The organism is Pseudarthrobacter sp. NPDC058119, from assembly GCF_042884655.1.
GTDB lineage: Bacteria > Actinomycetota > Actinomycetes > Actinomycetales > Micrococcaceae > Arthrobacter.
In genome coordinates this window covers 172,225-194,216 of sequence record NZ_JBHVTN010000008.1, presented here as the reverse complement: position 1 = coordinate 194,216, position 21,992 = coordinate 172,225, and the positions used below count along the sequence as shown (strand labels likewise).

The 21,992-nt window shown below is 67.1% G+C and carries 19 protein-coding genes; 5 read left to right on the top strand and 14 right to left on the bottom strand.

Annotated elements, in window-relative coordinates; translation table 11 throughout:
- Nucleotides 1-125: 125 nt before the first annotated feature.
- Nucleotides 126-752 carry a 30S ribosomal protein S4 gene (gene rpsD, locus ACFVTD_RS17355; protein ID WP_009357431.1) on the bottom strand — a complete coding sequence of 209 codons (627 nt, stop codon included), beginning with the start codon at nucleotides 750-752 and terminating at the stop codon, nucleotides 126-128.
- A gap of 169 nt (nucleotides 753-921) precedes the next feature.
- Nucleotides 922-2,376, bottom strand: coding sequence for a replication-associated recombination protein A (locus tag ACFVTD_RS17350; protein WP_387565249.1), 1,455 nt, complete (start codon nucleotides 2,374-2,376; stop codon nucleotides 922-924).
- Between the two features lie 61 nt (nucleotides 2,377-2,437).
- On the opposite strand from ACFVTD_RS17350, the gene ACFVTD_RS17345 reads away from it, so the two are divergent.
- Nucleotides 2,438-3,106 (top strand): acVLRF1 family peptidyl-tRNA hydrolase, encoded by a 669-nt coding sequence (locus tag ACFVTD_RS17345; RefSeq protein ID WP_387565247.1) that lies wholly within the window; start codon nucleotides 2,438-2,440, stop codon nucleotides 3,104-3,106.
- Nucleotides 3,107-3,123: 17 nt separating this feature from the next.
- On the opposite strand, the gene ACFVTD_RS17340 is transcribed toward ACFVTD_RS17345, so the two are convergent.
- The gene (locus ACFVTD_RS17340; RefSeq protein WP_387565426.1) at nucleotides 3,124-3,888 is read right to left on the bottom strand and encodes a GNAT family N-acetyltransferase; all 765 of its coding nucleotides are present in this window, start codon (nucleotides 3,886-3,888) and stop codon (nucleotides 3,124-3,126) included.
- A gap of 124 nt (nucleotides 3,889-4,012) precedes the next feature.
- Complete coding sequence (aspS, locus tag ACFVTD_RS17335; protein ID WP_387565245.1) at nucleotides 4,013-5,809, bottom strand: aspartate--tRNA ligase; 1,797 nt, start codon at nucleotides 5,807-5,809, stop codon at nucleotides 4,013-4,015.
- A 97-nt stretch (nucleotides 5,810-5,906) separates the two neighbouring features.
- Here aspS and ACFVTD_RS17330 point away from each other — a divergent pair, with 97 nt between their 5' ends.
- Complete coding sequence (locus tag ACFVTD_RS17330; RefSeq protein WP_387565243.1) at nucleotides 5,907-7,187, top strand: APC family permease; 1,281 nt, start codon at nucleotides 5,907-5,909, stop codon at nucleotides 7,185-7,187.
- Here ACFVTD_RS17330 and hisS read toward each other — a convergent pair.
- Nucleotides 7,184-8,554 (bottom strand): histidine--tRNA ligase, encoded by a 1,371-nt coding sequence (hisS, locus tag ACFVTD_RS17325; protein WP_387565241.1) that lies wholly within the window; start codon nucleotides 8,552-8,554, stop codon nucleotides 7,184-7,186. The two genes, ACFVTD_RS17330 and hisS, sit on opposite strands and share 4 nt — an antisense overlap.
- 226 nt (nucleotides 8,555-8,780) lie before the next feature.
- Here hisS and ACFVTD_RS17320 point away from each other — a divergent pair, with 226 nt between their 5' ends.
- The 3 genes from ACFVTD_RS17320 (at nucleotide 8,781) to ACFVTD_RS17310 (ending at nucleotide 12,118) form a co-directional block, all read left to right on the top strand.
- Entirely contained in the window at nucleotides 8,781-9,599 is an 819-nt protein-coding gene (locus ACFVTD_RS17320; protein ID WP_387565239.1) for a peptidylprolyl isomerase, read from the top strand.
- Nucleotides 9,600-9,663: 64 nt separating this feature from the next.
- Nucleotides 9,664-11,244 carry a DUF349 domain-containing protein gene (locus ACFVTD_RS17315; protein WP_387565237.1) on the top strand — a complete coding sequence of 527 codons (1,581 nt, stop codon included), beginning with the start codon at nucleotides 9,664-9,666 and terminating at the stop codon, nucleotides 11,242-11,244.
- Nucleotides 11,245-11,344: 100 nt separating this feature from the next.
- Entirely contained in the window at nucleotides 11,345-12,118 is a 774-nt protein-coding gene (locus ACFVTD_RS17310; protein WP_387565235.1) for a hypothetical protein, read from the top strand.
- On the opposite strand, the gene ACFVTD_RS17305 is transcribed toward ACFVTD_RS17310, so the two are convergent.
- The 9 genes from ACFVTD_RS17305 to pdxT form a co-directional block, all read right to left on the bottom strand.
- Nucleotides 11,999-14,389 carry a RelA/SpoT family protein gene (locus ACFVTD_RS17305; protein WP_387565233.1) on the bottom strand — a complete coding sequence of 797 codons (2,391 nt, stop codon included), beginning with the start codon at nucleotides 14,387-14,389 and terminating at the stop codon, nucleotides 11,999-12,001. The two genes, ACFVTD_RS17310 and ACFVTD_RS17305, sit on opposite strands and share 120 nt — an antisense overlap.
- Before the next feature lie 148 nt (nucleotides 14,390-14,537).
- Nucleotides 14,538-15,545: a protein translocase subunit SecF gene (gene secF / locus ACFVTD_RS17300; RefSeq protein WP_387565231.1), complete on the bottom strand. Its 1,008-nt coding sequence runs from the start codon at nucleotides 15,543-15,545 to the stop codon at nucleotides 14,538-14,540.
- A complete protein-coding gene (secD, locus tag ACFVTD_RS17295; RefSeq protein WP_387565229.1) occupies nucleotides 15,545-17,299 on the bottom strand; it encodes a protein translocase subunit SecD in 1,755 nt (584 codons plus the stop codon). Before secD ends, secF begins: the two co-directional genes overlap by 1 nt.
- A gap of 99 nt (nucleotides 17,300-17,398) precedes the next feature.
- On the bottom strand, nucleotides 17,399-17,806 hold the full coding sequence (gene yajC, locus ACFVTD_RS17290) for a preprotein translocase subunit YajC (RefSeq protein ID WP_387565227.1): 408 nt from the start codon (nucleotides 17,804-17,806) through the stop codon (nucleotides 17,399-17,401).
- 209 nt (nucleotides 17,807-18,015) lie between these two features.
- Entirely contained in the window at nucleotides 18,016-19,101 is a 1,086-nt protein-coding gene (gene ruvB / locus ACFVTD_RS17285; RefSeq protein WP_387565225.1) for a Holliday junction branch migration DNA helicase RuvB, read from the bottom strand.
- Complete coding sequence (gene ruvA, locus ACFVTD_RS17280; RefSeq protein WP_387565223.1) at nucleotides 19,094-19,738, bottom strand: Holliday junction branch migration protein RuvA; 645 nt, start codon at nucleotides 19,736-19,738, stop codon at nucleotides 19,094-19,096. The genes ruvB and ruvA overlap by 8 nt, the downstream gene beginning before the upstream one ends.
- Before the next feature lie 90 nt (nucleotides 19,739-19,828).
- The gene (gene ruvC, locus ACFVTD_RS17275) at nucleotides 19,829-20,407 is read right to left on the bottom strand and encodes a crossover junction endodeoxyribonuclease RuvC (protein ID WP_387565221.1); all 579 of its coding nucleotides are present in this window, start codon (nucleotides 20,405-20,407) and stop codon (nucleotides 19,829-19,831) included.
- Nucleotides 20,408-20,475: 68 nt separating this feature from the next.
- On the bottom strand, nucleotides 20,476-21,231 hold the full coding sequence (locus ACFVTD_RS17270; protein ID WP_387565219.1) for a YebC/PmpR family DNA-binding transcriptional regulator: 756 nt from the start codon (nucleotides 21,229-21,231) through the stop codon (nucleotides 20,476-20,478).
- Nucleotides 21,232-21,235: 4 nt separating this feature from the next.
- Complete coding sequence (pdxT, locus tag ACFVTD_RS17265) at nucleotides 21,236-21,946, bottom strand: pyridoxal 5'-phosphate synthase glutaminase subunit PdxT (RefSeq protein WP_387565217.1); 711 nt, start codon at nucleotides 21,944-21,946, stop codon at nucleotides 21,236-21,238.
- Nucleotides 21,947-21,992: the final 46 nt, after the last annotated feature.

Below are 21,992 nucleotides of genomic sequence, written 5' to 3'. Positions count from 1 at the left end.
TTCCGTGGTTGGGTTCCATCCTGCCTGCGCCCGCAAGGAGCGCCGCGCAGATGTCCCCCAAGTACCTTACATACAAAGAAGCCCGCGGCGCTTGCCACGGGCTTCTTTGGGTACGCTGCTGGGATTTAGCGTGCGTAGAATTCGACGACGAGCTGCTCTTCGCAGGTCACCGGGATTTCGGAGCGCTTGGGGCGGCGGACCAGGCGGGCCTGCAGGGCTTCCAGCTTGACGTCCAGGTAGGCCGGAACGGCAGGCAGGACGTCGCGGTGGGCGCCGGCTGCGGCAACCTGGAGCGGAACCATGGTTTCGCTGCGGCTGTGGACGTGGACCAGCTGGCCCTCGCCGACGCGGAACGACGGACGGTCGACGCGGACGCCGTCAACCATGATGTGGCGGTGCACAACCAGCTGGCGGGCCTGGGCGATGGTGCGGGCGAAGCCGGCACGCAGGACCAGGGCGTCGAGGCGCATTTCGAGCAGTTCGATGAGGTTCTCACCGGTCAGGCCCTTGGTGCGGCGGGCTTCTTCGAAGGCACGGGTCATCTGTGCTTCGCGGATGCCGTACTGGGCGCGCAGGCGCTGCTTTTCGCGCAGACGTACGGCGTAGTCGGAGTCCTGCTTCTTGCGGGCACGGCCATGCTCACCGGGGCCGTACGGGCGGCGCTCCATGTACTTGGCGGCCTTGGGGGTCAGAGCAATGCCGAGGGACCGCGAGAGGCGGGCCTGACGGCGAGCACGAGTGTTGTTAGCCACTTGTGTCCTTCCAATATCTGCGGTGTGTCAGTGTTACTGGCCTCCACGATGGAGAGCATCGGCCAACCGCTGCCTTTTGCTACTGGGCACAGGGCATAACCTTGCCAACCTTAATTGGGGAGATTGTGCGTCCGCGCCTTGCCAGACAAAGATTCAGCTTACCACGCCCTCACGTGCCCCGGACAATCCTCCGCAGGCGCTCCAGCCGCTGGGCGATGTCCCGTTCGGCACCGTTGCCGGTGGGCTGGTAGTAGTCGCGGCCCACGAGGTCGTTCGGCGGGTACTGCTGGGTGGCCACTGCGTGCGGTGCGTCGTGGGCGTACTTGTAGCCGACACCGTGGCCCAGCTGCTTGGAGCCCGGGTAGTGGGCATCGCGCAGGTGGGCGGGAATTCCGACGCCGAGGCCGGCCCGCACATCTGCGATGGCTTTGTTGATGCCCATGTAGGCGGCGTTCGACTTGGGTGCGGTGGCGAGGTGGACCACAGCTTCGGCCAGGATGATCCGCCCCTCGGGCATGCCAATGAGCTGCACCGCCTGTGCTGCTGCGACGGCGGTCTGCAGCGCCGTCGGGTCTGCCATACCCACGTCCTCGGCCGCGGAGATGACGATCCGCCGGGCCACGAACCGGGGGTCCTCCCCCGCCTCGAGCATCCGGGCGAGGTAGTGCAGGGCCGCGTCCACGTCGGATCCCCTGATGGACTTGATGAAGGCGCTGGCTACGTCGTAGTGCTGGTCGCCGGCGCGGTCGTAGCGGACGGCGGCCGCGTCCAGGGCGCGCTCGGTGTGGCGCAGCTCCACGGTGACCGGCTCTTCAGCGTCAGCCGCGGAAGGTGCGCCTTCCTCCCCCGCGGAACGTTCGACGTCGTCCGCGTCACCGAACGCGACGCCCGCCGCGGCTTCCAAGGCGGTAAGCGCCCGGCGTGCGTCGCCGCCGGAAAGCCGGACCAGGTGTTCCAGAGCTTCGTCACTGAGTCGGACCTTGCCGCCCAGCCCGCGCGGGTCCTCCACGGCCCGGACCAGCAGGCCCTCGATGTCCGCGTCCGTCAGGGGCTTGAGCGTCAGGAGCAGGGAGCGGGAGAGCAGCGGCGAGACCACGGAGAAGGACGGGTTTTCCGTGGTGGCAGCCACCAGGACCACCCACCGGTTTTCGACGCCGGGCAGCAGGGCGTCCTGCTGTGCCTTGTTGAAGCGGTGGATCTCGTCCAGGAACAGCACTGTTGTGGTCTTGTACAGGTCCCGGGCCGTCAGGGCGTCGTCCATGACGCGGCGGACATCCTTGACGCCTGCGGTGATGGCGGAAAGTTCCACGAATTTGCGGCCGGGACCGCGGGCGATGACGTGCGCCAGGGTGGTCTTGCCGGTACCCGGCGGGCCCCACAGGATCAGGGAACTTGGTCCAGCGGGGCCGGCAGCGTCCGCACCGGCCCCCGCCGCCAGCTGGCGCAGCGGCGACCCCTGGCCAAGCAGGTGCTGCTGGCCCACCACCTCGTCCAGGGTGCGGGGCCGCATGCGCACGGCCAGCGGGCTGCGCGGCGAACCCTTGCCGCGGGAACCGGCGCTTTCCCTCGCGGCGGGACGGTCGTCGTCGTCGTTTTCTGGCCCGTTCCCGAAGAGATCATCCACATAGATAGGCTACTTCCAGTCCAGCACCTACTTTTCCCCTCCCCAAACCCAAGGAACCGCCATGTCCTCCCCAGGCCACTCCGGCGCCCGGTCTTCCGTCCGGACAGCATTCGTCTCCGGCCCACGGCTGGCCGGCTGGGCGGAACGCTTCGGTGCCTCCCACGGTGGCTACCGGCTTCAGGACGGCGACGATGGCCTGCTCCTCGTGGCGGCCGACGGCGCGGAGGCGCTCCTGCAGGCGCCGTGGCCGGTTGACGGGCGTCCCGGACGCGGCGCCGGCCCGCTGGAGCGCCTGGCTGCACTGGCCTCGCAGCCGCGCCGGCTCGGGCTGCTGCTGGTGCGGCGGGGCGGCTACGGCATCGGGGTGGCAAGCGAAGGCATGCTGCTCGCGTCCAAGGCCGGGACCCGGTGCGTCCAGTCCCGCACGGCGGCGGGCGGCCAGTCCCAGCAGCGGTTCGCCCGCCGCCGTTCCAACCAGGCGGATGCCCTGGTGGGGGCGGTCGCGCAGCAGGCGGCGGAGGTGTTCCGTTCAGCCGCCTTCGAGTATGTGGTGCCCGGCGGCGACCGGGCCCTGGCGGAGCTGGTACTCCAGGACCCCGCCCTGCGTGATTACGCGCGGCTGCCGCGCCTCGCCTACCTCGACGTCGTGGAGCCCAAGGCGACCGTGTTGAGGAAGGCCGCGGCTGATGCCTGTTCGGTGCGGGTCACCGTAACGGATCCGGCGGATTAGCCTGCCGTCGTTGGTTGTCAGCAGCCGGTACGCGCGCGCAGGGGACGCTCCTGCCGGTACAGGTAGCGGCCGGCTTCGCGGAAGCCGGCTTTCGCATAGAGCCCCTGCGCGCCGCGGTTCGCTGCCGTGACCAACAGCCAGAAGCCGTGAACGCCGCGCTCCTTGCCGGCGTGGAGCAGGGCCTGCAGGATGGCAGCCGCGAGGCCCTGGCGGCGCGAGTCCGGAAGTGTCGCCATGCAATACAGGCCGCCCTGGCCACTGCCGTCCGGGAGGGCAAGGCGCCCGACGGCGGAGGCCCTGCCATCACGGTCCCGCACCAGGGCGTACACGGAGGGACAGCCCTTAAGGATTGTTTCGGCGACGGCCAGGGAGTCTTCCCCGCCGCGGCCGTCCACCTCCCACCAGACCCGCAGCCACTCCCCTGACGGCTCCGTGGAAAGTTCCACCTCCGGCGCTTCCCCTGACTGTGGCCGGACATGACGGGCGTTGCGGGTCATGACCAGGGTCTCGGACTGGCGCGTAAAGCCTTTTGCATCCAGCAGTTGGTGAAGCGCGGACGCTGCGGGGGTGTCGAAGACCTGGAAGATGACCGGCAGGCGGCGGCTGCGGTACCAGGCCCTGGCCTCCCTGAGCAGGTCCGGAAGGTCGTCGCTGCCCGCTTCACCGCCGTCCGGTGCCGGGCGCGGCCAGATGGAGTTGGCCCGCTGGGTGACGCCCGCAGCCGCCCGAAGGGTCCAGCTGCCGGCATCATGGCGGTCCGGAGCCGGCCATGCTGCGTCCATGGCGGCTTCAAGGCCCCAGGGTGCGGGTTCGGCCGGGCTCGGTGTGGTCACGGGGCTGTTCCTTCCTTAACGGCAGGAGGTTCCCCGGGCGGACCGGGGAACCTCCAATGCGTGCTGCCGTTGACTACTGCTGGTCTTCGGGCTTCTTCACTTCCGGTTTTTTGGCCTCGGGCTTATAGTCCACGCCGGCTTCCTTGCGCTGCTGCGGCGTGATGGGGGCCGGGGCCTCCGTGAGGGGGTCGTGCCCGCCACCGGACTTCGGGAAGGCGATGACGTCGCGGATGGAGTCGACGCCTGCCAGCAGCGACACGACGCGGTCCCAGCCGAAGGCGATGCCGCCGTGCGGAGGCGCGCCGTACTTGAAGCCCTCCAGCAGGAACCCGAACTTGGTCTGGGCGTCCTCCTTGTCCAGGCCCATCAGTTCGAAGACGCGCTCCTGCACGTCGCGCTGATGGATACGGATGGAGCCGCCGCCGATTTCGTTGCCGTTGCAGACGATGTCGTAGGCGTAGGAGAGCGCCGACTCGGGATCCTTGTCGAACGTGTCGAGGAATTCCGGCTTGGGCGAGGTGAAGGCGTGGTGCACAGCAGTCCACTGGCCTCCGCCGACGGCAACGTCACCGGAGGCCACGGCAGCAGCGGCCGGTTCGAACATGGGCGCGTCCACCACCCAGCAGAAAGCCCAGTCGGTGGGATCGATCAGGCCGGTGCGGTGGCCGATTTCCACGCGGGCGGCACCCAGCAGGGCACGCGACGGGGTCTTCTCGCCGGCGGCGAAGAAGATGCAGTCGCCGGGCTTGGCGCCGACGGCGTCGGCGAGTCCCGCGCGTTCGATCTCGGTGAGGTTCTTTGCCACGGGGCCGGCGAGTTCGCCGTCTTCCTTGTAGAGGACGTAGGCGAGGCCCTTGGCACCGCGCTGCTTGGCCCATTCCTGCCACGCGTCCAGGGCGCGGCGCGCCTGCGATGCGCCGCCGGGCATGACGACGGCGCCCACGTAGGGTGCCTTGAACACGCCAAAGTTGGTGTCCTTGAAGAATTCGGTGAGCTCGGTCAGCTCCAGCCCAAAGCGGAGGTCCGGCTTGTCGGAGCCATACCGTGCCATGGCGTCCGCGTAGGTGATGCGCTGGATGGGCGTGGGAATCTCCACTCCGATGAGCTGCCACACCGCCTTGACGATGTTTTCGCCGATCCTGATGATGTCGTCCTGGTCAACGAAGCTGGCCTCGATGTCCAGCTGGGTGAATTCCGGCTGCCGGTCCGCGCGGAAATCCTCGTCGCGGTAGCAGCGCGCAATCTGGTAGTACTTTTCGAACCCGCCCACCTGCAGCAGCTGCTTGAAAAGCTGCGGGGACTGCGGAAGGGCGTACCAGGAACCCGGGGCCAGGCGTGCCGGAACCAGGAAGTCACGGGCGCCCTCCGGCGTCGAACGCGTCAGCGTGGGCGTCTCGATCTCCACGAAGCCTTCCTGGTGGAGCAGGTCGCGGGCGACGCGGTTGGCCTCCGAGCGGAGGCGCAGGTTGCGGCTGGGGCCCGGGCGGCGCAGGTCGAGGTAACGGTGCTTGAGGCGGGCTTCCTCACCGACCTCCACGTGTTCGTCGATTTGGAACGGCAGGGGGTCGGAGGTGTTGAGGATGGTGACGGCCTCGGCGATGACCTCGATCTCGCCGGTGGCCAGCGCGGGGTTCTCGTTGCCCTCGGGGCGCTTGGACACGGTGCCCTTGACCTGCAGGACGTACTCGTTGCGCAGTCCGTGGAACACTTCCTCCTCGCGGACCACCACCTGGGCCACGCCGGAAGCGTCGCGCAGGTCAACGAATGCCACACCACCGTGATCACGACGGCGGCCCACCCAGCCGGCCAGGGTTACGGTTTGTCCAATGTGCTCGGAACGAAGGGATCCGAGGTCATGTGTGCGCAGCACAGCACGCCTTTCTGCGGGAAAACAGTGGGAAGTTCAATATGATCGTTGCTGGAACGATCCCGTCCGAGTTTACCCGCTGGAAAGGCAATGCCACCGCATGAGCTCACCGCAGCAGCTGCAGCGCAGGCTCGGGACCTTTGACGCCACCGCGATCGGGCTCGGATCCATGCTGGGCGCCGGAGTCTTCGTGGTCTTTGCTCCGGCCGCAGCGCTGGCCGGGAACCTGCTGGTCCTCTCCGTGCTCGTCGCGGGGGTGGTGGCGTACTGCAACGCCGTCGCGTCTGCCGCCCTTGCCGCCAGGTACCCCACCAGCGGCGGAACGTACGTGTACGGCCGGAGCCAGCTTGGCGAATGGCCGGGTTTCCTGGCCGGCTGGGGCTTCGTCACCGGCAAGGCGGCCTCCTGCGCGGCCATGGCACTGACGTTCGGCAGCTACGTGGCGCGGGATTATGCGGTCCCGGTGGCGGTGGCCGCTGTCGTGGCACTCACCGGCGTCAACCTGCTCGGCATCACCCGGACCGCCCTGCTGACACGCATCCTGCTGTGCATGGTCCTCGCCACGCTGGTGTTCGTCGCCGTGGCTGCGTGGCTGGGCCCGCACGCCGGGGCCGGACTGGCCGGGCCGCCGTCGGACCACCCGGCGGGGGTGCTGCCGGCGGCGGGCATGATGTTTTTCGCTTTTGCCGGCTACGCCCGGATCGCCACGCTGGGCGAAGAGGTCAAGGACCCCGCCCGCGCCATCCCCCGGGCCATCCTGGCAGCCCTGGCAGCCGCATTCGCCATCTACCTGCTGCTGGCATTGCTGCTGCTGGCCCACCTCGGGGAGCGGCTCGGGACATCCGGGACGCCGCTGCTGGACGCGGTACTCGATTCCCGCGTTGCCCCTGCCGCGCCGCTGGTGCAGGCCGGCGCAGCCGCGGCGTGCCTGGGCGCCCTCCTGGCACTCATTACCGGCGTGGGGCGGACTACCCTGGCTATGGCACGGGAGCGCGATCTTCCAGGCCGGCTGGCAAAGGTGGGCGGCACCCACACCGTTCCGTACGTGGCCGAACTCGCCGTGGCCGCCGTCGTAATCCTGCTACTGGTGACCACCAACGTGATGACGGTGGTGGGCTTTTCAAGCTTCGGCGTGCTGGTCTATTACGCCGTGGCCAACGCCTCCGCCTTCACGCTGGCGACGCACCCCGGGTACGCCCCGCGCTGGCTGAACGTCCTCGGCTTCCTCGGCTGCGTCGTCCTCGCCTTCACCCTGCCACCGGCTGCGGTCCTTACCATGGCCGCGGTCCTGGCCGCAGGCGTCGCCGGGCGCTGGCTGGTGCTCCGCTTCCGGCAGCACCAGCACAAACGCCAAGGTCCCGGGCGGAAGCTTCCGGACTAAACGGAGGCAGCTGCCGGCGCGGTTGTCTCAACCTGCACCGTGAGGTCCTCGACGGGCGGCATCCAGGTTTCGGGAGCAGCCAGCACCTGCTCGCCGGTACGGATGTCCTTGACCTGGTGGGTGCCGTCCTCGTCGGTGAACCAGACGAAGGGGATCCCACGGCGGTCCGCGAACTTGATCTGCTTGCCGAACTTTTCGGCCTTGGCCGCCACTTCGGTGGGAATTCCGCGGCTGCGCAGCAGTGCGGCGACATCCTGGGCGGCGCCCCAGCTGTCGTCGTGGTTCAGGGCCACCAGCACGGCGGTGGGAACCGAACGGGAGGCTTTGGCCAGGTCCTGGCTCAGGATGCGCGAGACCAGGCGGGTCACGCCGATGGACAACCCCACGCCCGGGAACTTGCGGTTGCCCTTGGACGCCAGGGCGTCGTACCGGCCGCCGGAGCAGATGGAACCCAGCTGCTCGTGGCCCACCAGGACGGTCTCCACCACGGTGCCGGTGTAGTAGTCCAGGCCGCGGGCAATGCTGAGGTCCGCCAGGACCTTGCCGGGAGCCCGCTGCACGGCGGCATCGATGACCTGCTCCAGTTCGTCAAGGCCTTCATCCAGAAGTTCATTGCTGACCCCAAGGGCCCGGACCTGCGCCACGAAGGACGTGTCTTCGGTACGGATGGCGGCGAGCTGGAGGGCCTTGGCGGCCTGGTCGTCGGAAGCGCCCAGTTCGGCCTTCAGCAGTTCCGCCACCTTGGCGGGACCGATCTTTTCGAGCTTGTCAATGCTGCGCAGCACGCCTGCCGTGTCATCGAGGCCGATGCCGCGGTAGAAGCCTTCGGCGAGCTTGCGGTTGTTGATGCGGAGGCGGAAGTCGGGGATGGGCAACGCGCTCAATGCCTCGGCGATGACCAGCGCGATTTCGACGTCGTAACGGAAGGGAAGCTCGCCGTCGCCCACCACGTCGATGTCCGCCTGCGTGAACTCGCGGGCCCGGCCTTCCTGGGGCCGCTCGCCGCGCCACACCTTCTGGATCTGGTACCGGCGGAACGGGAAGGCCAGGTAGCCGGCGTTTTCGACGACGTAGCGGGCAAAGGGCACCGTGAGGTCGAAGTGCAGGGCAAGCGCGTTGGGGTCGGCTTTGCCGGCCTTGACGGGGTTGTCGCCTTCGTCTTCCTGGAGCCGGCTCAGTCCATAGACTTCCTTGTCGATCTCCCCCTTGCGGAGCAACTGGCCCACGGTCTCGACGGCGCGGGTCTCGATAGAGGCGAAACCGTGGAGTTCAAAGACCCTGCGCAGGGTATCGAGCACATGCAGCTCCACCAACCGCTCCTCGGGAAGCCACTCGGGGAATCCGGACAGGGAGGCGGTGCGTGCCATGGGGAAGGTTCTCCTTAGGGATGGAAGGCGCGGCGGCACCCGCGGCCACACCGCCCAGGCGGCGTACGGCTGCAGCACAGCCAGCCATGCATAAACTATGTGCGGCAGCCAGTTTATGCGTCATCCGCGTGCATCTCTAATGCAGCGGGCGGCGCACAGCCTGGCCTTGTAATTCCTGCCCCGCGGCTGACCGCGGGATCCAGGACCCCGACGATAAGGAGGACCCTTGGCGGCCAGTTCACGCAGTGCCCGCGAAACGAAACGGCGAATCCAGCAAATGGAAGCCAAGCGGGACCTTCGTCGCGACCAGGAGAAGAGGCGGAGGCGCGACAACCTCGTGGCCGCCGGCGCCGGAACCGCCGCCGTGGTGCTCGCCGTCGTCCTTCAATTCACCGCGTTTGCCGGGAACCCCACCGAGGACGAATATGCCGCGGCGAAGGCAGGGCTGACAGAGCCGTCCGCCTCCGCCAGCGCGTCAGCCACTCCGTCGGCTCCGGCAACCAATGGGCCGAACATTCCGTCGGCGGACACGGGGGCCGGCAAGACTTTCACCGGGCAGTTGTCGCTGAACGGCAGTCCCCTGGGCGTGGAGGTTGACGGCACCAAGGCTCCGCAGGCCGCCGCCGTCTTCAAGTCCCTCAGCGACGAAGGCTATTTCAACGGCAAGACGTGCCACCGGCTCACCACCGCGGACCAGTTCGGCGTGCTGCAGTGCGGTTCGCCCAATGGCGACGGCCAGGGCGACCCCAACTACACGTGGGGCCCACTGGAAAACACCCCGGCGGACAACATGTACCCCGCTGGGACCATTGCCGTTGCCCGTACCGGCAACAACGCCTACGGCAACGGGACACAGTTCTTCATCGTCTATAAGGACACCGCCATTCCGGCAGATGCCGCGGGCGGCTACACGGTGGTGGGCAAGGTGACGTCGGGCCTGGATGTGGTGGCCGGCATCGCTGCCGCCGGCATCACGCCTGGTGCCAGCGACACGGACGGAGCGCCAAAACAACCAGTCACGATAGACTCGTTTTCTCTGAAGTAGGCCGGGCCCGCATGGCTACGGTGCAGTACCTGAGTATTTCCCTCCAAGCGAAAGACTTTTAGCGGTGACAGACAGTCAGAAATCCGACGAAACAGCAACAGGCACAAGCGACACCACGGCACCGGCCGCCGACGACGCTACCCTTCCTGCAGCAGATGCCGAACAGGCGCCCGTAACACCTGAAGCCACGGCTTCTGAGGAAAGCACCGCGGAAGCGGAAGCCGGTGCTGAGGCCCCCGCGCAGCCCGAAGAACAAGCTGGCACCGCCGCTGCCGCTGCGCCGGCTCCCGGGCCCCGGCCGTCCGCACCGTCACCGGCCGCCTTTGCGTCGCGCCCCAAGCCCGCTGCCGCCGCCCCTGCCGCCGCACCGGCTCCCGCCGCGCCCAGCACGTCCGTCGCCGAGGCCTCCAAGTGGGGCCGCGTGGAAGGTGATGGCCACGTCTACCTGACCATCGACGGCGGCGAACACGCGGTGGGCCAGTACCCCGGCGTGAGCGGCGACGAGGCGCTGATCTACTTCGCCCGGAAATACGACGACGTCGTGGCCCAGATTGTGCTGCTGGAACAGCGTGTCAGCTCCAAGGCTCCCAGCACCGACATGCAGAAGACGGTAACGCACCTGCGCGAGCAGCTCGCCGAACGCAACATGGTGGGCGACCTGCGGGCCGCCGAGGCGCGCCTGGACCAGTTGGCCGGGCAGATCACCGAGTTGGAGAAGGCAGAGAAGGCCGAGCACGACGCCGTCCGCGCCTCCGAGCTTGCAGCCCGCGAAGCCATTGTTTCCGAGGCAGAGCAGATTTCCGGACAGGATCCCGCACAGACCCAGTGGAAGACCTCGAGCGCCCGGATGAACGAGCTCTTTGAGAACTGGAAGGCTGCCCAGAAGAGCGGCGTGCGGCTTGGCCGCAGCAACGAGGACGCACTCTGGAAGCGCTTCCGGGCCGCCCGCACCGTCTTCGACCGGCACCGCCGGGCCTACTTCTCCCAGCTCGACAGCAACAATTCCGCTGCCAAGGCTGCTAAGGAGAAGCTGATCGCCGAGGCTGAGGCCCTCTCCACGTCAACGGACTGGGGCTTCGCGGCGGGCGAGTACCGCCGGCTGATGGACCAGTGGAAGGCATCGCCGCGTGCCAGCCGCAAGGATGACGACGCCCTGTGGGCACGGTTCCGCGCCGCCCAGGATGTCTTCTTCACCTCCCGCCAGGCTGCCAACGACGAAATCGACCAGGAGTACGCGGCAAACCTCACGGTGAAGGAGGCCCTGCTGGCCGAGGCCAACGGCATCCTGCCGGTCAAGGACCTGGCGGCTGCCAAGAAGGCCCTCCAGTCGGTCCGCGACCGCTGGGAAGAGGCCGGCAAGGTGCCCCGCGCCGACATGGGCCGGATCGAGGCCGGACTCCGCAAGGTGGAGGACGCCGTCCGCCAAGCCGAGGAAGAGCAGTGGCAGCGGTCCAACCCGGAGCGGAAGGCACGCACCAACAGCGCGCTGTCGCAGCTGGAATCGGCCATTGCCGGACTCCAGGAAGACCTCGCCAATGCCGAGAAGACCGGCGACCAGCGCAAGATCAAGGCTGCCCAGGAGGCTCTCGAAGCCCGCCAGGCCTGGCTTGACCAGATCCAGCGGTCGGCAAGCGAGCTGTCCTGACCTTCCAGCCCTGAGCTGACGGCCCAGGCCCGGTCCCGGTTATCCACATAACCCGGACCGGGCCTGTCCCGGTTAACCGTGGTCCGGGCAGGATGGGGCCATGGGTACACCTCCAGGTTCATCCACCGCCGGCCAGGGCCGGGAACTGTCCGCTGCGGCGCCGCGGCCGGGATGCCCGGCCGGCGGGACGGAAACTGCTGCCCCGCCGCGGTTTCCCGAACTGTATGCACCAGGGAAGCCCTTCGCCGCCCCGGAACTCCAATCGCTGGCGGCCGACGGCCTGCTGGCGCGGTTCCACCACAACGGCTATACCCTGCCCGGGCTCAACGCCTCCCCACAGCTAAGGGCGCGGGCGGCCGCCGGAGCCATCCCGGCGGCAATCCGGCAACGGGTGGTGGCAGGCCGGATGACGGCCGCCTGGATCTATGGCTGTGCGGCGGAACCGGACAGGCTGGCGCTGCTGGTGGACGCCAAGCGGCGCGTCTCCAGCCTGCGCAATACCCGCGGCTGTACATTGCACGAGGTTAAGCTCGGACCGTTCGATGTGGTCAGCCTGGGCGGACTGATGGTCTCCAGCCCCCTGCGGACCGCCCTCGACATCGCCCTGCATGTGGAACCGGAGCGTGCCGTGCCTGCCCTCACCGGCCTGCTGGCCAGGCCCCAGCAGGATGTGCGGCTGCGGCTCCTGGTGCTCGCCATCGAGGCAACACCGCGGGTCCCGCACAAGCGGGCTGCCTTGGAGAAGCTCGCCCAGCTAGCTCCGGCGCTTGTTTCCGGTGGTGCGGTAGACGTCGAACACCCCGTCGATCCTGCGGACGGCACTGAGGACGTGGCTGAGGTACTTGGGGTCCCCCATCTCGAAAGCGAACTTTGAGATGGCAACCCTGTCCGTGGAGGTGTGGACGCTGGCAGCCAGGATATTGACGTGGTTGTCCGACAGGACCCGGGTCACATCCGAGAGCAATGACTTGCGGTCCAGGGCCTCCACCTGGATTTCCACCAGGAAAACGCTTGATTGGGTGGGCGCCCAGTCCACGTCCACGATCCTGTCCGGCTGGTCCTTCAGGTCCGAGATGTTGGTGCAGTCGGTGCGGTGGACGGAGACGCCTGAACCCCTGGTCACGAAGCCGAGGATCGGGTCGGGTGGAACGGGCGTGCAGCAGCGGGCCAGCTTGACCCACACGTCACCTACGCCGCGGACCACCACGCCGGAATCGGAGAAGCGGGCTTTGCTGACCTGGGTGGGGATGCTGACCTCTTCGACGTCATCATCGGCACTCTCGTTGCCGCCCAGGCTTTCGATCAGCTTTTCCATGACGGACTGGGCGGAAGTGTGCCCGTCGCCAACACCGGCGTACAGGCCGGAGATGTCCGCGTATTTGAATTCCTCGGCAACGACGGCCAAGGCCTCGTGCGTCATCAACCGCTGCAGCGGCAGGTTCTGTTTCCGCATGGCGCGGGTCAACAGTTCCTTGCCGCGGTCGATCGCTTCTTCGCGCCGTTCCTTGCTGAACCACTGGCGGATCTTGTTGCGGGCCCGGGCGCTCTTGACGAAGTGCTGCCAGTCCTGGCTGGGTCCGGCCCCTTCGGCCTTGGAGGTGAAGATTTCCACCCAGTCGCCGTGGTTCAGTTCGCTGTTCAGCGGAACCAGCTTGCCGTTGACCCGTGCTCCGATGGTGCGGTGGCCCACCTCGGTGTGCACGGCGTAGGCGAAGTCCACCGGCGTTGAGCCCGCGGGAAGCGCCATGACCTCGCCCTTGGGCGTGAAGACGAACACTTCACGGGCGTTGATCTCAAAGCGCAGCGAGTCCAGGAACTCCCCCGGATCGGACGTTTCCTGCTGCCAGTCCACCAGGGAGCGCAGCCACCCCATGTCGCCGTCGCGCGGGCTTCCGGGACCTACCGCGGTGCGGTTGGGCTGGTCCTTGTACTTCCAGTGGGCGGCCACGCCGTACTCCGCCCGGCGGTGCATTTCGTGGGTGCGGATCTGGATCTCCACGGGCTTGCCGCCCGGGCCGATCACGGTGGTGTGCAGGGACTGGTACATATTGAACTTGGGCATCGCGATGTAGTCCTTGAACCTGCCGGGCAGGGGATTCCAGCGCGAATGCATGGTGCCCAGGGCGGCATAACAGTCCCGGACGGAATCGACCAGGACACGGACGCCCATAAGGTCGTTGATGTCGTCAAAGTCCTTGTCGCGGACAATCATCTTTTGGTAAATGGAGTAGTAGTGCTTGGGCCGGCCCGTGATGGTGGCTTTGATCTTCGCGGCGCGCAGGTCCTCGGTGATCTGGTCACGGATGACGCCCAGGCTCTTTTCCCGCTCGGGGGTCCGGTCCCCCACCATCCTGACGATCTCTTCGTACACCTTAGGATAGAGCGCGGCGAAGGACAGGTCCTCCAGCTCCCACTTGATGGTATTCATGCCCAGGCGGTGCGCCAGCGGAGCGAAGATCTCCAGGGTTTCGCGGGCCTTGCGGGCAGACGACTCTGCGGACACGAAGCGCCAGGTGCGGGCATTGTGCAACCGGTCAGCAAGCTTGATCATCAGGACGCGGATGTCCTTGGCCATGGCCACGACCATCTTGCGGACAGTCTCCGACTGCGCCGCCTCGCCGAAGCTGACCTTGTCCAGCTTGGTCACGCCGTCCACCAGCATGGCCACTTCCGGGCCAAAGTCCCGCTTCAGGTCGGCGAGGGTATAAGGGGTGTCCTCGACAGTGTCGTGCAGCAGTGCAGCGGCCAGGGTGGTGCCGCTGAGGCCGAGCTCGGCAAGGATGGTGGCCACGGCCACCGGGTGCGTGATGTACGGATCGCCGCTCTTGCGCTTCTGCCCGCGGTGGCTGCGCTCGGCAACATCGAAGGCGCGCTGGATGAGGTCGAAGTCCTCTTTGGGATTGTTGGCACGGACCGTGCGCAGCAGCGGCTCAAGGATGGGCGAATAGGTGGCCGTTCCGCGGCCGGTCAGGCGGGCCAGCCGGGACCGGGTGCGCTCCCTGCGGCCGGGAAACGTGGCGCGTGCACCCGAATTGTCGACAGGAACCAGGGAACCCGGGCGCGCGGCAGATGGTGCACCGGCCTGTACACCGGCAGCACTTTTTTCTTCCTGTGCCGTTGGCGCCGACGCCGAACGTTCTTCCAATGAAGCACCCCTCACCACCGTTTTAATTACTTCAGTCTATTCCTCCGGGCAGCCACTTTTATAACCGGGCGCTGACGCGCAAGGCCGGGCAACGCGGAGTGCGCGTTGCCCGGCCTCTGGAGGAAGGACGCCTGTCTTTGGCTGCGGGTCAGGCCTTGGCCGGCGAGGCCGGAACCGCGCGTTCGGCACGCCGCTGCTGGACACGCCGCGCCTGCTTGACCAGGTCCGGTTCGCCCTGGCGGAGCCACGCGTACAGCGGGGCGGCGACGAAAATCGTCGCAGCCGTGCCGATCAGGATACCGACGAACAGGGCCAGGGACAGGTCGCGGAGGGTTCCGGCGCCCAGGAGCCCGGCCCCGATGAACAGGATGGCGCCCACGGGGAGGATTGCCACCATCATGGTGTTGATGGAGCGCACCAGGGTCTGGTTGACGGCCAGGTTGACCTCCTCGCCGAAGGTCCGGCGCGTGGATGCGTCGATTCCGGTGGTGTTCTCCCGGATCTTGTCGAAGACCACCACCGTGTCGTACAGCGAGTAGCTGAGGACGGTCAGGAACCCGATGATGGCTGACGGCGTGACCTCGAAGTCACTGAGCGCATAAACGCCTGCCGTGATGAACATGGTCGCGGCCATGCCGGCAAGCGCCGAGAGGGACATCTTCCAGGTGCGGAAGTACAGGGCCATCAGCACGGCGGCAAGGAGGACGAACACCACCAGGCCGATGAGCGCCTGCTTGGTCACGTCGGCACCCCAGGTGGGACCGACGAACGTGGAGGTCACCTCGTTGTCGGTGACGCCGTAGGCGCCGGTGAGGCCCTGCTTGATCTTGAGGGTTTCATCGTCTGTCAGCTTGTCCGTCTGGATGCGCATGGTGTTGCCGGCCACGTTGGCCACGCGCGGGACACTGCCGGACACCACGTCCGTGACGGCCTTCTCGCCGATGGTTGCATCCGTGGTCTTCACGTTCGAGACGGTGAATTCGGAGCCGCCGCGGAACTCGATGCCGAGGTTGAAGCCGCCCTTGGCCACCGGGATGACGATGGACAGAGCCACTCCCACCAAGGCGATGATGAACCAGATCTTCTTGGCCCCCACAAAATCGTAGGAACGCTTTCCGGTGTAGAGCTCGTTGCCGAATGTGGCGAAGCCTGACATTACTTGTCCTCCTTCGCGGACGTCTTGGCGGAGCCGGCAAGCTGTTCCTGCTTCTCTGCCAGGCGCCGTTCGGCGATGGTCATGCGGCGTTCGGCTTCAGCCGCTGCACCGGTGTTCTTGGTACGGACCACCACGGGCTTGTCTTCGGGAGTGCGGACACGCCCTGCGCCGCGGTAGAGCGGCACGGCGCCGAGCCGTTCGGGGTCCAGGCCGGAGAACTTGTGGCCTTCACCGAAGAACCGGGTACGGGCCAGCAGTTGCAGCGTGGGGTGGGTGAACATGAAGACCACGATGAGGTCGGCGATGGCCGTCAGGCCCAGCGTGAACGCAAAGCCACGGACGTTGCCCACGGCCACGAAGTACAGGACCAGGGCGGCCAGGAGGTTGACGGCCTTGGAGGCAAGAACGGTGCGCTTGGCGCGCTTCCAGCCGTTTTCGACGGCGGACACCAGGCCGCGCCCCTCGCGCAGTTCGTCGCGGATTCGCTCGAAGTAGACGATGAAGGAGTCGGCCGTCTGGCCGATGGCCACGATGATGCCTGCAACGCCGGCCAGGGAAAGCCGGTAGTTCTCCGTCCAGCCCAGGATCGCGATGGCCAGGTACGTCAGGGCACCGGCCACCACCAGCGAGGCAATGGTGACGAAGCCCAGGGCACGGTACTGGAACAGCGAGTAGACCACCACGAGCAGGAGCCCGATGAGGCCGGCCAGCAGGCCCATGCGCAGCTGTTCACCACCGAGCGTGGCGGAGATCTGCTGTTCGCTCTGGATGTCGAAGCTGATGGGAAGGGCACCGAACTTCAGCTGGTCGGACAGCGCCTTGGCCGTCTGCTCGGTGAAGCCGCCGGTGATTTGCGGGCGCCCGTCGGTGATGACTGCCAGGGACCGCGGGGCGGAAATGACCTGGTCGTCCAGCACAATGGCGAACTGGGATTTGGGATCGGTGCCGGACTCGCCGCCAGCCGCCACGTAGAACTGGTTCAGGCGCTGGGTGACGTCCTTGAACTTGGCCGTGCCTTCAGCGTCGAACTGGATGTTGACGGCCCAGTCGTTCGTAACGGCGCCCTGCGCACCCTGCTGCAGCTGGAAGGACGAGGTAACAATGTTCGTCCCCTTCACCTCTACCGGGCCAAGGATGTACTTGATGGCCGGGGACTTGTCAGTGGCCGGCTCGCAGGTCACCAGGGGCTTGGTGGGGTCGGAGCGCTGGGACTTCTCTGGAGTGTTGTTGCAGTCCAGTGCTTCGAACTGCTTGTAGATCTCCGGAGTGATCCAGTTGGTGTCACTGCTGTTTGCCGGTTCCGCCGTGGGCTTGGGCAGCTGGTCCTCCGGGGTCTGCGACTCCGGCGGCACTGCTGCCGCGTCGCCGTTGAGGAGGACAGGACGGAAATTCATGTCCGCGGAGGCCTGGATCAGGTTCCGGGTTTCCGCCGACGGCGTGCCGGGAAGGCTGACCACCACATTGCGCCCCGACTGGGTGCTGATTTCGGCTTCGGACACGCCGGAACCGTCAACTCGCTGGCGGATGATCGCCACGGCCTGGTTGAGCTGCTGTTCGTTGATGTCCGAACCGCCCTCCACCTTGGGCGCCAGGATCATCTGGGTGCCGCCCTCGAGGTCCAGGGCCAGTTTGGGTGCCCAGCTGGCCTGCCCTGCGACGGTGCCGCCCGCCAGGACGGCGGTCAGCGCTGCCAGAAGTACGCCAAGCCAGACCAGGACTCGGAGCCCTGGTTTCTTGCGGCCAGTTCGTGCCATTGTCGATCTTTCTCTTATTCGCGGAAGAACCGCCGGCGCGGGCGGTGACCTGCGCCGGCGGTGGTCCGCAGCGGTAGAGGGAGGAAGCGGCCGGCGGGCCTAGCTGTCCTTCTTGCCCTCATCGTTGAGGCGCTTCAGGGTTTCTTCCGGGGTCTCGGTACCCGTGGCGGCGCTCCCGGCTTCCGGGGCGGTCAGCGACGATGCGTCATCCGGCACTACCGGCGCAGCCTCGGCAGGTTCGACAGTGGCCGCCGCTGCAGGCTCGACGATCTTGGTGACGGCCTGGCGGTGGACGGTGGCCAAGTTGCCGGGGGAAAGTTCAAGGGTGACCTTGTTGTCGGCGTCGTCGATGTCCACGATCCGGCCGAAAAGGCCAAAGCTGGTCATGACCTCCACGCCCGGGCCAAACTTCGACTGGAGCTCTGCCTGCTGCTGCTGCGTCTTCTTGTTGCGGCGGAACATCATGAAGATGAACACGCCGAGCATGACGAACAGGAGAATTGACATTGGATCCAAGGGGAATTCCGTTCTTTTGCGTGGTGCTGCTGGTTTTCCAGCGACGTCGGCCTCGCTTCGGCCGGGGTGGTTGGCTGCGCAGGCAGAACGCCTGACAAGTCCTTCCCCAAGCTACGGGGGCGTCAGGGCCACCCGCGAAACAAAGACCCGAGCGTGCCGGGCGTCATACCAGTCTAAAGGGAAAAGCTGGACGGAGCCTGCTATTGGCTCTCCGGGCCCCAGTTCCCTGCCGCTTCGGCGTCCCCGCCGGGCTCGAATAGGTCCAGCTGCTCCTGCGCGAAGACGCCGGACGGGATGGCGTACCCCAGGTGCGTCCATGCCGGCGCCATGGCGATCCTGCCCCGGGGCGTACGTCCCAGCAGGCCTTCGCGGACCAGGAAAGGCTCCGCCACGGTTTCCACCGTTTCGGTCTCCTCACCCACCGCGATGGCAAGCGTGGACAGGCCTACGGGGCCGCCGCCGAACTTGGTGATCAGGGCGTCGAGGACTGCGCGGTCCAGGCGGTCCAGCCCTTTCTTGTCCACTTCGTACATGTCGAGGGCGGCGGACGCGGCCCGGGCGTCGATTTGCTCGACCCCGTGCACCAGCGCCCAGTCCCGGACACGCCGCAGCAGGCGGTTGGCGATGCGGGGCGTGCCCCGGGAGCGGCCGGCAATTTCGGCAAACCCTGCGGAGTTGACCTTCAGGTCCAGCAGTCCGGCTGAACGGCGCAGGACCAGCTCCAGTTCTTCAACGGAGTAGAACTCCAGATGCCCGGTGAAGCCGAACCGGTCCCGCAGCGGCCCAGGGAGCAGGCCGGCACGTGTGGTGGCGCCCACCAGGGTGAACGGCGGCAGTTCCAGCGGAATGGCGGTGGCACCGGCGCCCTTGCCCACCACGATGTCGACGCGGAAGTCCTCCATGGCCATGTACAGCATTTCCTCGGCGGGCCGCGACATGCGGTGGATCTCGTCGAGGAACAGGACCTCGCCTTCTGACAGCGAGGACAAGATGGCTGCGAGGTCTCCGGCATGCTGGATGGCAGGGCCGCTGCTGAGGCGCAGCGGAGCGTTCATCTCCGCGGCAACGATCATGGCGAGGGTGGTCTTGCCCAGGCCCGGCGGACCGGAGAACAGCACATGGTCCGCGGTGCGTCCACGCATCCGGGAAGCCTGCAGCACCAGCGAGAGTTGTTTCCGTACCCGGTGCTGCCCCACGAAGTCATCAAGGTTCTTGGGCCGCAGGGCCGCCTCGATGGCGCGCTCCTCCGGTTCCTCCCCCGCTGCGACCAGCGACGGTTCAGCCACGGGTGCCTACGCGGTTGCCGGCCCGGGCCCCGTCCTGTCCCAGCCACCGGAGTGTGGTTCGCAGGATTTCGGGCACGTTGCCGCGGAACGATACTTCCGGGTCATCGGCGAGGGCCTTGTCGATGCTGGCTGAGGCGTCTTTTTCGGACCAGCCCAGGCTGGTCATGGCGGCCACCACCTGGGGTTTCCAGGAAGCCTCGGCAGGGGTAGCAGCGCCGGCGGCTGTGGGGGTTCCGTGCGGGACGAGCTTTCCGGCCAGCTCCAGCACGATCCGCCCCGCCACCTTGGGCCCGATTCCGGGAACCTTGGTGAAGGTCTTGCTGTCCCCGGTGTGCGCCGCCACCCGGACCGCTTCAGGATCGTGGACGGCCAGCACGGCGAGGGCCAACCGGGGGCCGACCCCGCTGACACTGAGCAGGACGTCAAAAACTTCGCGTTCGTCGTCGGAAGAAAAGCCGAAGAGCGTCAGCGAGTCCTCCCGGACGATCAGGGACGTGAACAGCTGCCCCTCTTCGCCCACGCGCAGCCGGCTGAGCGTCTGCGGAGTGGCGTTGACGCTCATCCCGGCACCGTTGAGGTCTATCACGGCCGTTGAAAGGCCTACGTGCGCTACGGTTCCGCGGAGGAAACTGATCAAAGCCGGGCTCCCGTTGTACTGCCGGCCTCGTAAGAGATAACCCGGCTATCCGAACATATTTACGAATACCCTAGCAAGAGGCAGGGGCAATCAGCGTGCACGGCGCGCTTTCGCCTCCGCCTCCGCCCAGGCCCGCTGGGCCGGCGTCAGGGATGAACTGCCGGGGCCGGTGGTGGCCACGGCAGCGCCGCTGCCGGCACGCCACGCGTGGGTGATGGCCAGCGCCAGCGCATCGGCTGCGTCGGCCGGCCGGGGCGGAGCGTCAAGGCGGAGGATCTTGGTGACCAGCTTGGTCACCGCTTCCTTGTTGGAGGTCCCACTGCCGGTCACTGCAGCCTTGACTTCCGACGGCGTATGCAGTGCCACCGGGATGCCCCGGCGGGCCGCCGCTGCGATCACCACGCCTGACGCCTGGGCCACGCCCATTACCGTGCTGACGTTGAGCTGCGAGAAGACGCGTTCGACGGCGAGGACTTCCGGTTCGTAGCGGTCCAACCACTCGTCGATGGCCGTGGCAACCACCAGCAGGCGCCGGTCAAGGGTCTCGTCCGGGGACGTGCCCACAACCCCTACCGCCACCATGCTGGCCCGGCGGTTGCGTTCAACATCTACCACGCCAATGCCGCACCGGGTGAGGCCGGGGTCGACGCCAAGGACGCGGAGCGTCACCTCCGGCCCGCCGCATCGGGCCGGAGGTGACGGCCCATGCGTCGCGGTCTAGCTGGCAAAGCCGGACGTCACTCTGATTCCAGGGCGGCCTGGACTTCGTCGCTGAGGTCGGCGTTGCTGTAGACGTTCTGCACGTCGTCAAGCTCCTCAAGGGCGTCTGCCAGCTTCAGGAACTTCCGGGCGCCGTCGACATCAAGTTCCACCTGCATGGAGGGAACGAACTCAACTTCATCCGTGTCGTATTCAATGCCGGCTTCCGCAAGCGCTTCACGGATGGCCTGGAGGTCACCCGGTTCCGAGTGGATCTCGAAGGTTTCGCCGTTGTCCTTAACCTCCTCCGCGCCCGCATCCAGGACGGCCATCAGGACGTCGTCCTCGGTCAGGCCGTTCTTGGGCAGGTTCACCACGCCCTTGCGGGTGAAGAGGTAGCTCACCGAACCGGGGTCGGCGATGGTTCCGCCGTTGCGGGAGATGGCCAGGCGGACCTCGGAGGCGGCCCGGTTCTTGTTGTCGGTGAGGCACTCGATCAGCAGGGCGGAGCCCTGGGGACCGCGGGCCTCGTACATGATTTCGGTGTAGTCCACCACTTCGCCGGTGAGGCCGGCGCCGCGCTTGATGGCGCGGTCAATGTTGTCGTTGGGGACCGAGGTCTTCTTGGCCTTGGTCACGGCAAGTTCCAGGCCCGGGTTGCCGGCGAGGTCCGGTCCGCCCATACGGGCGGCAACTTCGATGTTCTTGATCAGCTTGGCGAACGACTTGGCGCGGCGGCTGTCAATGATCGCCTTTTTGTGCTTGGTCGTTGCCCATTTGGAGTGGCCTGACATGGCTTTACGCTTCTCCTCTGATCATTCGGATAAAAAGTTCATGTACGCGTTTTTCGCCGGTCACTTCCGGATGGAAGGAGGTGGCCAGGAGCTGGCCGGAACGCACTGCGACAATTCTAGCCGCCCCGGGGAGCGCTGCGGCGTGCGATGCCTGCTCGGGTTCTGCCGGCTCCACCTGGGCAAGGACCTCCACGTCCGGCCCCACCCGTTCCACCCAGGGGCCACGGATGAAGACGGCGTGCACCGGTTCCACCCCCGCCGCGGTGGCGCTGAAGTCCAGTCCCTTGAAATCCAGGTCCGTTTCGAAGGACTCCCGCTGCCGGCCGAAGGCGTTGCGGCGGACGGTGATGTCCAGGCCGCCAAAGGTCTGCTGCGGGGCCCCGGAAAGGTCGGTGGCAGGATCGGCGATGTCTGCGGCGAGCAGGATCATTCCCGCGCAGGAGCCATAGACGGGCAGGCCCTCGGCAATGTACTTGCGCAGGGGGTCGGCAAGGTCGAAGGCGCGCGCCAGTTTGTCGATGGTGGTGGATTCGCCGCCGGGAATGATGAGGCCGTCCAGGCCATCCAGCTCAGCCGGACGACGGACAGCGGTGCCCTGTGCGCCGGTGGCCTCCGCGGCACGCAGGTGCTCGCGGAAGTCTCCCTGGAGGGCCAGGACACCAATCCGCAGGCCCGAGCCCACGCGCGCAGGATCAGCAGAAGGGGGGTTTGTCATCCTTCCAGCATACGGTCCCGGCCCTCCGGCCGCTGCCGCCAAGGGG

Excerpts from the sequence above, each read along its gene's own strand:
- ACFVTD_RS17345 (WP_387565247.1), top strand. The coding sequence starts at position 2,438 with ATGTCCTCCCCAGGCCACTCCGGCGCCCGGTCTTCCGTCCGGACAGCA.
- ACFVTD_RS17340 (WP_387565426.1), bottom strand. The coding sequence starts at position 3,888 with ATGGACGCAGCATGGCCGGCTCCGGACCGCCATGATGCCGGCAGCTGG.
- ACFVTD_RS17330 (WP_387565243.1), top strand. The coding sequence starts at position 5,907 with ATGAGCTCACCGCAGCAGCTGCAGCGCAGGCTCGGGACCTTTGACGCC.
- hisS (WP_387565241.1), bottom strand. The coding sequence starts at position 8,554 with ATGGCACGCACCGCCTCCCTGTCCGGATTCCCCGAGTGGCTTCCCGAG.
- ACFVTD_RS17310 (WP_387565235.1), top strand. The coding sequence starts at position 11,345 with ATGGGTACACCTCCAGGTTCATCCACCGCCGGCCAGGGCCGGGAACTG.
- secF (WP_387565231.1), bottom strand. The coding sequence starts at position 15,545 with ATGTCAGGCTTCGCCACATTCGGCAACGAGCTCTACACCGGAAAGCGT.
- secD (WP_387565229.1), bottom strand. The coding sequence starts at position 17,299 with ATGGCACGAACTGGCCGCAAGAAACCAGGGCTCCGAGTCCTGGTCTGG.
- yajC (WP_387565227.1), bottom strand. The coding sequence starts at position 17,806 with ATGTCAATTCTCCTGTTCGTCATGCTCGGCGTGTTCATCTTCATGATG.
- ACFVTD_RS17270 (WP_387565219.1), bottom strand. The coding sequence starts at position 21,231 with ATGTCAGGCCACTCCAAATGGGCAACGACCAAGCACAAAAAGGCGATC.
- pdxT (WP_387565217.1), bottom strand. The coding sequence starts at position 21,946 with ATGACAAACCCCCCTTCTGCTGATCCTGCGCGCGTGGGCTCGGGCCTG.